Annotated in this window: 8 protein-coding genes; 7 read left to right on the forward strand and 1 reads right to left on the reverse strand. The window is 72.8% G+C overall.

The window, feature by feature from the left end; translation table 11 throughout:
* Positions 1–149 precede the first annotated feature (149 nt).
* The 5 genes from ABFJ78_RS18155 (at position 150) to ABFJ78_RS18175 (ending at position 10,034) form a co-directional block, all read left to right on the forward strand.
* Positions 150–5,105 carry a DUF885 domain-containing protein gene (locus ABFJ78_RS18155; protein ID WP_436387508.1) on the forward strand — a complete coding sequence of 1,652 codons (4,956 nt, stop codon included), beginning with the start codon at positions 150–152 and terminating at the stop codon, positions 5,103–5,105.
* Between the two features lie 334 nt (positions 5,106–5,439).
* Positions 5,440–6,636, forward strand: a complete 1,197-nt coding sequence (gene fahA, locus ABFJ78_RS18160) for a fumarylacetoacetase (RefSeq protein WP_436387509.1) — start codon at positions 5,440–5,442, stop codon at positions 6,634–6,636.
* 82 nt (positions 6,637–6,718) lie between these two features.
* Complete coding sequence (locus ABFJ78_RS18165) at positions 6,719–7,636, forward strand: YhjD/YihY/BrkB family envelope integrity protein (RefSeq protein WP_436387510.1); 918 nt, start codon at positions 6,719–6,721, stop codon at positions 7,634–7,636.
* 194 nt (positions 7,637–7,830) lie between these two features.
* Positions 7,831–8,841, forward strand: coding sequence for an SHOCT domain-containing protein (locus tag ABFJ78_RS18170; RefSeq protein ID WP_436387511.1), 1,011 nt, complete (start codon positions 7,831–7,833; stop codon positions 8,839–8,841).
* Positions 8,842–8,993: 152 nt separating this feature from the next.
* Complete coding sequence (locus ABFJ78_RS18175) at positions 8,994–10,034, forward strand: LLM class F420-dependent oxidoreductase (RefSeq protein ID WP_436387512.1); 1,041 nt, start codon at positions 8,994–8,996, stop codon at positions 10,032–10,034.
* Positions 10,035–10,037: 3 nt separating this feature from the next.
* Here ABFJ78_RS18175 and ABFJ78_RS18180 read toward each other — a convergent pair whose 3' ends face one another.
* Positions 10,038–10,622 carry a class F sortase gene (locus tag ABFJ78_RS18180; protein ID WP_436387513.1) on the reverse strand — a complete coding sequence of 195 codons (585 nt, stop codon included), beginning with the start codon at positions 10,620–10,622 and terminating at the stop codon, positions 10,038–10,040.
* Positions 10,623–10,848: 226 nt separating this feature from the next.
* On the opposite strand from ABFJ78_RS18180, the gene ABFJ78_RS18185 reads away from it, so the two are divergent.
* Positions 10,849–11,793: a Ppx/GppA phosphatase family protein gene (locus tag ABFJ78_RS18185; protein WP_436387514.1), complete on the forward strand. Its 945-nt coding sequence runs from the start codon at positions 10,849–10,851 to the stop codon at positions 11,791–11,793.
* 40 nt (positions 11,794–11,833) lie between these two features.
* Entirely contained in the window at positions 11,834–12,016 is a 183-nt protein-coding gene (locus ABFJ78_RS18190) for a hypothetical protein (protein WP_400905378.1), read from the forward strand.
* The last annotated feature ends 3 nt before the right edge of the window (positions 12,017–12,019 follow it).

Below are 12,019 nucleotides of genomic sequence, written 5' to 3' on the forward strand. Positions count from 1 at the left end.
CCGGCCGTGTGGCCCGCGTCCGGTGGGGCTGCCTCACCGATCCGCCCGCACCGCCCGCGCCGGCCCGGTCCGGTGGCTCACCGTTCTTGTCGGTGATCTCCGTTAGGGTCGGCTGAGGAGCACAACACCGAAAGCTGGGGGTCCTGCCCATGACCGCGGTCACCGAACTCGCCGAGGAGTTCGTCGAAGCGCTGTTCGCCGCCGATCCGCTGACGCCTGCCCTGCTGGGCATCCGCCCGGCCGAGCCCGGCCTGCCGGACTTGTCCGCCGAGGCCGAGCAGGCGCACCGCGCCACGCTCGCGGAGTTCGCCGAACGGGCCCGCGCGCTGGACGCCGAGGAGCTGTCGGCCGAGGACCGCGTGACCCGTGACGTCCTGATCGCCACGGCGGAAGACCGCGTGGCGGCGATCGACAGCCGGATGGCCGAGTTCACCGTCACCGACATCATGGTCGCGCCCGCCGCCTCGCTGCTGATGGTGCTGCCGATGACGACGGTGACCGCCGGCGAAGCCGCGGAGGCCCAGCTCGGGCGGCTGGCCGCCGTCCCGGAGTACCTGCGCCAGGCCGCCCGGCGGCACGCCGAGGGCATCGCCGCCGGGCGCACCCCGGTGGCGCACCTGGTGGAGGCCGCGATCGCGCACCTCGACCGCTACCTCGCCGCCCCGGAGGCGGACCCGCTGCGCCGCCAGCCCGCGCCGGACGAGGAGTTCGGGCGACGGCGCGACGAGCTGCTGGCCGATGTCGTCCGCCCGGCCTTCGCCGAGTACCGCGCGTTCCTCGACACCGAGGTGCGGCCGCACGGGCGGCCCGCCGACCGGCCCGGCGTGAAGTGGCTGCCCGGCGGCGAAGAGACGTACGCGCGGCTCGCGAAGGTGCACACGACCACCGACCGCACGCCCGAGGAACTGCACCGGACCGGCCTCGACGTCATCGACTCGCTGGCCGCCGAGTACCGCGAGCTGGGGCAGAAGGTGTTCGGCACCGACGACCTGGCCGAGATCTTCGAGCGGCTGCGCACCGATCCGGCCCTGCGCTGGAACGACGCCGAGGAACTGCTGGAGACCGCGCGCACGGCGGTCGCCCGCGCGACCGCCGAAGCCCCGAAGTGGTTCGGCGACGTGCCGTCGCAGCCGTGCCGGGTCGAGGCGGTGCCGGAGGAGGCCGCGCCCGGCGCGCCGCCGGCGTACTACCTGCGGCCGGCCGCCGACGGCTCGCGTCCGGGCATCTACTTCGCGAACACCTACGAGGCCACCGAACGCTTCCGGCACTCCGCCGAGTCGGTCGCGTTCCACGAAGCCGTGCCTGGGCACCACTTCCAGCTGAGCATCGCGACCGGCCTGACCGACCTGCCGCTGCTGCGCCGCATCGGCACCTTCACCGCCTACACCGAGGGCTGGGGCCTCTACAGCGAGCGCCTCGCCGAGGAGATGGGCCTGTACTCCGACGACGTCGCGCGGCTGGGCATGCTGACCGCCGACTCGATGCGAGCGGGCCGGCTGGTCGTCGACACGGGCCTGCACGCACTGGGCTGGAGCCGGCAGCAGGCCGTCGACTACCTGGCCGAAAACACGCCGATGGCCCGGGTGGAGATCGAAGCCGAGGTCGACCGCTACATCGCGTGGCCCGGCCAGGCGCTGGCGTACATGGTGGGGCGGCTGGAGATCCAGCGGATCCGCGCCCGCGCCGAGGAGCGGCTCGGGTCCCGGTTCGACGTCCGGGCGTTCCACGACCTCGTGCTGGCCGGCGGCGCGCTGCCGCTGTCGGCGCTCGCGTCCGTGGTCGACGAGTGGGTGGCCGGCCACGGCGACACGGCGAACGGCTTGGCCGCCGAGCTGGTCGAGCTGTCCTTCGAGCACGAGCCGCTGTTCCCGTCGGTCTTCGGGCTGCCCGGCGACCACGACCGGCTCGCCGACCAGACCCGGGCCGCGCAGGAGAAGTTCCGCACTGCCTACCGCGAGCTCGCCGCCCGCGCCCGGGCGCTGCCCGCCGACGGGCTGACGGCGGAAGAGGCCGTGACGCGCGAAGTGGTGGTCGCCGCCGCCGAGGTGGAGGCCGACCGGCTCGGCGCCCGCAGCGCCGACATCGCGGTCAGCGACGGGCTGACCGCGCCCGCGCTGGGGCTGCTGCTGTACCTGCCGTACTACAGGCTGGACGACGAGAAGAAGGCGCGCGGCTACCTGGCCCGGCTCGCGGCGAGCGCGACGTTCCTCGAGCAGCTGACCGAGCGGCAGCGCGAAAGCCTGGCCGACGGGCTCGTGCCGCCGGCCTACCTGGCCCGCGTCGGTATCGAGTACATCGACCGCTACCTCGCGGCGCCGGACAGCGACCCGCTGAAGGTGGGCACGACCGCGGACGTCGAGGGTTTCGAGGCCGAGCGCGACCGGCTGCTCGCCGAGGTCGTTCACCCCGCGTACGCCCGCTACCGGGACTTCCTGCGCACCGAGGTCGAGCCGGTCGGGCGGCCCGACACCGCGCCCGGCATCGGGCACGTGCCGGGCGGCGCGGAGCGCTACGCGGCGCTGATCCGCGCGGAGACGACGACCGAGCGCACGGCCCAGGACCTGCACGACACCGGGCTGGCGCTGATCGAAAAGCTCGCGGACGAGTACCGCGAGCTGGGGCAGAAGGTGTTCGGCACCACCGATCTCGCCGAGATCTTCGAGCGGCTGCGCACCGATCCGGCGTTGCGCTGGCGCGACGGCGAGGAACTGCTCGCCGCGGCGCGTGACGCCATCGCCCGCGCGGAAGCCGTGGCACCGCGGTGGTTCTCGAGCATCCCGGCGGAGAAGTGCGAAGTCGCGCCGGTGCCCGAAGCCGACGCGGCGAGCGGCACGATCGCGTACTACCTCCAGCCGTCGCTCGACGGGACGCGGCCGGGGACTTACTACGCCAACACCTACGAGGCCGACAAGCGCCCGCGCTTCACCAGCGAGGCGATCGCGTTCCACGAAGCCGTGCCGGGGCACCACTTCCAGCTCAGCCTGGCCCAGGAGCTGACGGACCTGCCGCTGCTGCGGCGGATCGGCATGTTCAACGCCTACGCCGAGGGCTGGGGCCTGTACGCGGAGCGGCTCGCCGACGAGATGGGGCTGTACTCCGACGACGTGGCCCGGCTCGGCATGCTCACGCAGGATTCGATGCGGGCCGGCCGGCTCGTCGTCGACACCGGGATGCACGCGCTGGGCTGGAGCCGGCAGCAGGCGATCGACTACCTCGTCGACCACACGCCGATGGCGCGGATGGAGATCGAGGCGGAGATCGACCGGTACGCCGGCTGGCCGGCCCAGGCCCTCGGGTACATGGTGGGGCGGCTGGAGATCCAGCGGCTGCGGGCCGAGGCCGAGGAGGCGCTCGGTGACGGTTTCGACATCCGCGCCTTCCACGAAGTCGTGCTGGGCCACGGCATGCTGCCGCTTTCGGCGCTGGCCAAGGTCGTCACGGACTGGGTGGCGGCCCAGGGCGACACCGCCGACCGGCTGGCCGACGAGTGCCTGGAGCTGATGTTCGAGGCGCAGCCGCTGCTGCCGTCGCTCTACGGGCTGCCCGGCGCGCACGACAAGCTCGCCGACCAGTCCGCCGAGGCGATCGCCCGGCAGCGCGCCGGGTTCGCCGCGCTCATCGCGCGAGCCGAGGCGCTCGCGGAGTTGCCGCCCGCCGCGCGCGTCACGCGGGACGTTGTGATCTGGCAGGCCCGCACGCTGATCGACACGCTGGACTCGGGCCGGGCGGACATCGCGGTGAGCGACGGGCTGGCCGCGCCGGCGCTGGAACTGCTGATGATGCTGCCGCAGACGGTGCTCGACGACGAGGCCAAGGCCCGCGGCTACCTGAGCCGGCTCGGCGCGATCGGCACGTACCTGGACCAGCTGATCGAGCGGCAGCGGGCCGCGCTCGCCGAGGGCCTGACGCCGCCGGAGTTCCTGGCGCGCATCGGCGTCGGCTACGTCGAGCGGTACCTCGCGGCTCCGGACAGCGACCCGTTGAAGGTGCCGGTCCACGGGCTCGAGGCCGAGCGCGACCGGTTGCTGGCCGAGGTCGTGCGGCCCGCGTATGCGCGGTACCGCGACTTCCTGGCCGACGAGGTGATCCCGGTCGCGCGGCCGGAGACGTCGCCGGGCATCGGCGACCTGCCGGGCGGCGCGGAGCGGTACGCGGCGCTGATCCGCGCGGAGACGACGACCGAGCGCACGGCGCAGGACCTGCACGACACCGGGCTGGCGATCATCGAGCGGCTGGCGGGGGAGTACCGCGAGCTGGGGTCGAAGGTGTTCGGCACCACGGACCTCGCGGAGATCTTCGAGCGGATCCGCACGGACCCGGCGTTGCGCTGGCGCGACGGCGACGAGCTGCTGAACGCGGCGCGGGAGACGATCGCGCGGGCGGAAGCCGTGGCGCCGCAGTGGTTCCTGCGGGTGCCCGAGCAGAAGTGCGAGGTCGCGCCGGTGCCGCCCGCCGAGGCGGAAAGCGGCTCGATCGCGTACTACATCGACGCGTCGCTGGACGGTTCGCGGCCGGGCACGTACTACGCCAACACGCACGAGGCCGACCAGCGGCAGCGGACGCTGGGGGAGGCGGTGGCGTTCCACGAAGCCGTGCCGGGGCACCACTTCCAGCTGACGCTCGCGCAGCAGCTGACGGGAGTCCCGTTGCTGCGCCGGATCGGCATGTTCAACGCCTACGCCGAGGGCTGGGGCCTGTACGCGGAGCGGCTCGCCGACGAGATGGGGCTGTACTCCGACGACGTGGCCCGGATCGGCCTGCTGACGCAGGATTCGATGCGCGCGGCCCGGCTGGTGGTCGACACGGGCCTGCACGCGCTGGGCTGGAGCCGGCAGCAGGCGGTGGACTACCTGGTCGAGAACACGCCGATGGCCCGGATCGAGATCGAGGCGGAGATCGACCGGTACGCGGGCCACCCGGGCCAGGCCCTGGGCTACATGGTGGGCCGCCTGGAGATCGAGCGGCTGCGGGCGGAGGCGGAGCAGGCACTGGGCGAGGAGTTCGACATCCGCGAGTTCCACGACACGGTGCTGGGCAGCGGAACGGTCCCGCTCCCGGTGCTGGCGGACGTGGTGGCGGAGTGGGTGGCGGCGCGCGCGAAGTGAAGGCGGCGGGCCCGGCGGCGGTAGCTGGTTTCACCCGGCAGCCGGGAAAGGGCGGCGCCTTGGCCGGTCGGCGGCAGAATGCTCGACCGGCCTCGTCGGCCCCGTCCGGCCTGGCCCCGTCCGGCCTGGTCCCGCCGACGGCGCTTGGCCCTGGCGGCGGCGCTTGGTCCTGCCGCCCGGCTTGGTCCTGCCGACGGCGCCTGGTCCCGCTGGCAGCGCCCAACCCGCGGGCAGCGCCTGCCCCGCCGGCCACCCACCCCCGCCTGCCCCGCCGGCCCACCCACCCCGCCGGCCGCCCACCGTCCAGTGCGGACTTTCGACCCGAGGAGCACATGTGACCTGGCTCGACCTCGCCGACGACACCCCGTTCGGCCTGGACAACCTGCCCTACGGCGTCTTCTCGGTCGGCGGCGCGCCCGAGCGGCGCGTCGGCGTGCCCGTCGGTGAGCACGTCCTCGACCTGAGCGCCGCCGCCGAAGAGACCGCCGCCGCCTTCGCACCTCTGCTCACCGCCGGTGTCCTCAACCCCCTGCTCGCCGCCGGGCCCGACACCTGGCGGGAAGTGCGCGAAACCCTCCGGGACTGGCTCACCGAACCCCGGTACGCCGACCAGCTCCGCCCGCACCTGCACCCGCTGACCGAGGTCACCACGCACCTCGCCTTCGACGTCGCGGACTACGTCGACTTCTACTCCAGCGAGCAGCACGCCCTCAACGCCGGCCGGATCTTCCGGCCCGACGCGGCCGAGCTGCCGCCGAACTGGAAGCACCTGCCCATCGCCTACCACGGCCGGGCGGGCACGGTCGTCGCGTCCGGCACCCCTGTCGTCCGCCCGCACGGGCAGCGCAAGCCCCGCAACGCCGACGCTCCCTCCTTCGGCCCCTCGAAGCGCCTGGACATCGAAGCCGAAGTCGGCTTCGTGGTGGGCGTTCCGGGCACGCGGGTGTCCACTGGGGACTTCGCCGCCCACGTCTTCGGCGTCTGCCTGGTCAACGACTGGTCGGCCCGCGACATCCAGGCGTGGGAGTCCCAGCCGCTGGGCCCGTTCCTCGGCAAGTCGTTCGCGACGTCGGTGTCGCCGTGGATCGTCCCCCTCGCCGCGCTCGAGCACGCGCGGGTCGACGGCCCGCCGCAGGACCCGGAGCCGCTCGACTACCTCCGCACCACCGAAAAGCAGGGCCTCGACCTGGCGATCGAGATCCGGCTCAACGGCCACCTCGTGTCCAGCCCGCCGTTCGCGACGCAGTACTGGACGCCGCCCCAGCAGCTGGCGCACCTGACGGTCAACGGCGCGAGCCTGCGCACCGGCGACCTGTTCGCCTCGGGCACCGTCACCGGCCCGGACCGCGACCAGCGCGGCTCGTTCCTGGAACTTTCCTGGGGCGGCCGGGAACCCCTCGAGCTCCCGGACGGTCAGACCCGCACGCTCCTGGAGGACGGCGACGAGGTCACGATCACCGCGACGGCCCCGGGGCCGGGCGGCGCGCGGATCGGGTTCGGGGAGGTGCGCGGCACAGTCGTCCCCGGATGACGCGTGACGATCACCCCGCCACCGGGTCCGGACTGCGGAGGACACGTGCGGATGAGAGGGTCGGCCGGTGGGGAAAGCCGTCGTGAGGAAGCCGCTGCGGCGGGTCGGGGCCACACTCGCCCGGTACCGCGAACGCGACGGCGACCACTACGCCGCCGCCGTCACGTTCTTCAGCCTGCTCGCGCTGGTGCCGCTGGTGATGGTCGCCGTCTCGGTAGCCGGGTTCGTGCTGGCCGGCGACCAGCTGCTCGCCACCGAGCTCGACCGGGCCATCGACGGCGCGCTGCCGCCCGAGATCGCCGGGCGGGTCAACGACGTCGTGCACACCGTCGTGGGGGAACGCGGGCGGATCGGGCTGCTCGCGCTGACCGTCGCCGCGTACTCGGGCTGGAGCTGGATCAGCAACGTCCGCGACGCCGTCACCGCGATGCTCGGGCAGGAGCGCACCACCCGGCCGCTGCTGCGCGGGATCGCCGCGGACATCTTGGCGCTGATCGGGGTCGGGCTCGCGATGGCGGTGTCGTTCGGGCTGGCGGCGCTCACCGGCGCGGCCGGGACGTGGCTGCTCGGCCTGACCGGGTTGACCGGCGGCTTCGCGCACTTCGTCCTCGTCGCGGGTTCGCTGCTGCTCGGCCTCGCGGCGAACTGGCTGGTCATCGCCTGGTGCCTGGCCCGCCTGCCGCGCCGTCCGCTGCCGCTGCGGTCGACGCTGCGCCCGGCCGGGGCCGCCGCGGTGGGGCTCGCCGCGCTCCAGCAGGCCGGCGGGCTGTACCTGCACCTGCTCGGCCGCTCGCCCGCGGTCGCGGCGTTCGGCACGCTCGTCGGCGTGCTGCTGTTCGTCTACCTGGTGGTCCGCTGGCTGCTGATGGTGACGGTCTGGCTCACGGTCCGCGACGACCCGCCGGCCGGCACGCTCGCCGCCGACGTCCGCTACGCCGGGACGACGCTCGGGGCGGGAGCGTCGGCGGAGCTGGTGGTCCGCACCCTGACGGGCCGCTGAGCTGACCCCGCCGGTCGGCTGACCGCAGCCGGGGTGCGGAGACGACGGCCCGCCGCGGCCGTCATGACCAGGATCGCCTCCTCATCTTCGACCGCTGGTGCGCAGCACGATGGGCCTGCGAACTGTTCCGGAATCGTTGTGGCGTGCGGTACGCTCGACGCGCTCGCAAATCGCGAAGGCGTGGGCACGCGGAGGTGATCGCAGTAAGCGCCGATGGACCGGGCTTCGAAAAAAATCCCACCGACGTCCGCGTACCGCCATATCCGGCGGTAGCTCTTTCGGAGTTGGCGCACTTCCTCAGTTACCGTGATCCGGGGGGAAAGTACTTCGTTTTCTTCCGGGACAGGCCGCCGAGGAAAGGTGGCCCCGCCCTGGTCGTCGCCCGGCGATCGGCAACTGGGTTCGACAAGGTCGTTTCGGATTTTTTCCCGCCGACGGCGCAGGGTTGGGCCGACGTCTGGAAGACCCTCGCGGACCTCGACCCGGGCGAGTTCGAAAGATGCCGCAAAGCCGTCGGCCGCAACGAAGTCGGCTACCGCAACCGAACGGACGATCACGAGCTCCGCCGGGAACTCGAACGTGAGACGCGCTTGTTGCTGACTCCCACGGTCTTCCTGGGCGGCGACTACGCGAAATGCGGAAACTTGAGAGCGAAGTCGTCCTACGATGTGCGGTTCACCGACGACAGCCTCAAGGTGCTCGGCGTCGGATCGCGGCAAGTGGCCGGCATTCTGCCCTACGAGGATTTCACGAACATCCAAATCAGCGGACCCGGGGAGACCCAGTCGACCAACCCATTCGTCGACTCGGCGGGGAAAATCATCGGCTCGGCCCTCAAGGCCACGCAGGCCGGCATCAGCGACAACTTTTCGGGCGCGGTGGACGGTCTGGTTTCGGCCGTCCTGAAGGCGGCCGGCACCCGTACCACCATCAAGACCATCCTCGCCGTGCGTACCACGGAATCGGAATTGTTCTTCCTGTACACGGTCACCGAGCCCGGTCAGCTGCGCATAGAACTGTCGCCGGTGCTGGGGAGAATCAGGGAAGTCCTCGCCTCGGCCGCGGGTACGGGTGAAGTGAAGCCACGGCCGGACGCCGCGTCCATCATCGAGCAACTCGACAAGGCGTCGAACCTGCTGGACCGCGGCCTGATCGACCGCGCCGATTTCGACCGGCTGAAGGCTCGGTTGTTCTCCGGGAATTAGACAGCACGACGTGCGGGTGTGACACGCGTTGCGATCGAAACGTCGCGGGGAGGGGCGGTCCGCTGAGTGGCGGCGCGCACATCGTCCCCGCGCGAGACGCCCGGTCCCAGTAGGCTCTCTGGCTAAGCGCTTGCTCAGCAACGGAGGTGGCCATGCGGATCGGGACCGCGATCAACTACGCCGGAGGCTTCGCCGACAGCGTGGCGGACATCGTCGAGCTGGAGAAGGTGGGGCTCGACGTCGCGTTCGTTCCCGAGGCCTACTCCTTCGACGCCGTCAGCCAGCTCGGCTACCTGGCGGCGAAGACCGAGCGCGTCCAGCTCGCGTCGGGCATCTTCCAGATCTACACGCGCACGCCGACGCTCACCGCGATGACCGCGGCCGGGCTCGACTTCGTCTCCGACGGGCGGTTCATCCTCGGGCTCGGCGCCTCCGGGCCGCAGGTCATCGAGGGCTTCCACGGCGTGAAGTACGACGCGCCGCTGGCTCGCACCCGCGAGATCGTCGAGATCTGCCGGCAGGTGTGGCGCCGCGAACGCGTCGTCCACGACGGCAAGCACTACACGATCCCGCTGCCGCCGGAGCAGGGCACCGGCCTCGGCAAGCCGCTCAAGCTGATCAACCACCCGGTGCGCGAGCGCATCCCGGTGCTGCTGGCCTCACTTGGCCCGAAGAACGTCGCCCTCACCGCGGAAATCGCCGAGGGCTGGCAGCCGATCTTCTTCCACCCGGAGAAGGCGGCCGACGTCTGGGGCGAGTCCCTCGCGGCCGGCAAGGCGAAGCGCGACCCGGCGCTGGGCGAGCTGGACACGTTCGTCAGCGCGGCGCTCGCGATCGGCGACGACGTCGAGCCGCTGCTCGACCGCCTGCGCCCGATCGTGGCGCTGTACGTCGGCGGCATGGGCGCGCGGGGCAAGAACTTCTACAACGACCTCGCCTGCCGCTACGGCTACGAGGCGGAGGCGAAGCTGATCCAGGACCTGTACCTCGACGGCAAGAAAGAGGAGGCCGCCGCGGCGGTGCCGGTCGAGCTGCTGCGCTCGATCTCGCTGGTCGGCCCGGCCGGGTACGTGAAGGAGCGGCTGGCGGCGTTCGAGGAAGCCGGCGCGACGACGCTGGTGGTCAACCCGCTGCTGCCCGGCCGCGAGGCGCGGGTGTCGGCGGTGGCCCAGCTGCGCGAGCTGCTCGGCTGACGACTAGACCGGCGTCGCGTACACGGCGACCCGGGGCGAGTCCATCCCGGCGAAGTCGTGGTTCCCGTCGCTGGTGATGAGCCGCAGCTCCGGGCCCGTTCCCTCCGGGGCGACGAGCGTGCTGTCCGGCTCGTCCGGCGCGAACGTCTCCGTCCTGCGGACCGTGAACCGAGCCTCGTGGCCTTCGTCGTCGCGGACCATGACCGCCGCGCCCGGCTGCAGGGTGCCGAGGCGGGCGAACGCGCCGCGCGAGAACCCGAACCCCGCGTGCCCGGACAGCACCGCCACGCCCGGGGCGCCCGGGGCCGGTCCGTCGGCGAACCAGCCGACGCCGAGCGCCGTGCCGGGCTGCTCGCGGCGGCCGGCGACGTGGCCGAGGTCGACGAGGTGGCTCACGGAGAGGCCCAGGTCGGGGATCACGAGCGCGGTCGGCAGGACACCCGTCGCGGGCCGGTCCGCGGCCGCCGCGCCAGGGGTCGTCGAGGCGCCCGGCGCGAGCACCGTCGTGACGCCGAGCAGGACACAGCCGAGCCCGGCCACCACCGCGAGCACGGCGGCGGCCGGACCGACGAGCTTCCCCTGCCGCACGCCGGTAAGTCGGGTCCGCGGCGGCCTGCGTTACCGAATCGTGTCCAGAGGTGGCCGGGTTCACTCGATCGGGTCACCCCACTGTGACCTTCGCGTCAGCAAGGCACGTCCGGAGGAGGTAAATCCGACAATTCCCGGCGGACTGCGGTGAACTCCGGCAGAATGGCCGGTTTCGGACTGTCGAACTGGGGTTATCCACCGGGGCGGAAGTGAGGTGCGCCGAGTCGTGCGAAAAATCGAAGAACCCGCGGTGGGCGTACTGGACGTCGGATCGTTCAGCGCCCGCCTGGTCGTGGTCCCGGTGGACGGCTCGCCGCGCGAGCCGGTGCTGAACCACCAGACGCGGCTGCGCCTCGACCGCGCGCTCGACGACCGCGGCCGGCTCACCGACCGCGGCATCGCCGACGTCACGGCCGCCGTCGCCGCGGGCATGACGGCCGCCTACCGCCACGGCGTGAGCGACGTCTACCCGTTCGCGACGTCCTCCATCCGCGACGCCGCCAACGCGGCCGACGTCGTCCGGCACGTCGCCGGCGAAACCGGCGTCGAGCTGCGGTTCCTCTCCGGCCGCTGCGAAGCCGAGCTGACCTACCTGGCCACCCGCCGCTGGTACGGCGCCGAGGCCGGCCCGCTGCTGGTGCTCGACATCGGCGGCGGGACGGTCGAACTCGCGGCCGGCCGCGGCGACCAGGCCACCTTCGCGCGGTCGCTGCCGCTGGGCGCGCGGTCGATGACCCGCGACTGGCTGCCGGGCGAACGCGTCTCGACCAAGCAGGTCAAGGCGCTGCGCGCGCACGCGCTCGACGTCGTGACCACCACGCTGGGTGCCGCCGACGTCGACGACCCGACGGTCGTCGGCTGCTCGAAGGTGCTGCAGCAGCTCGCACGCCTGGCCGGGGCGCGGCCGAACAAGTGCAAGGAGCTGCGGCTCGAAGACCTGCGCGCCTGGATCCCGCGGCTCGCCGCGCTGCCGCCGTCGAAGCGCGCGAAGCTGCCCGGCATCTCCCGCAGCCGCGCGCACCAGGCCCTCGCGGGCGCGATCGTGGCCGAGGCGCTGCTGACGGTCGCCGGCGGCAAGGTCGCGATCTGTCCCTGGTCGACCCGCGACGGCCTGCTGCTCACCCTGCAGGACCGCGCGCGGGAGAAAGCGGGCAACGGCGTCGCCGCCTGACCCCTGGCCGTAACCGGGAAAACCGGGTATTCCGGAGAGCATGAGCGAGCAGCAGCGCATCCACGCCCTGGACGACGAAGACGACGAACTCCCGAAGCTGCCGAAGCCTGGCCAGCTGACGCATGACGTGCCGACCGCGCCCGACCCGGACGTCAGCCCGGGCGGGACCGAAGAGATCCCGGCCCCACCCGGACGGGAGGCCGCGAGCGACCTCCCGCAGTGACAC

The sequence above is a fragment of the Amycolatopsis sp. MEPSY49 genome, assembly GCF_051337345.1.
Lineage (GTDB): Bacteria > Actinomycetota > Actinomycetes > Mycobacteriales > Pseudonocardiaceae > Amycolatopsis.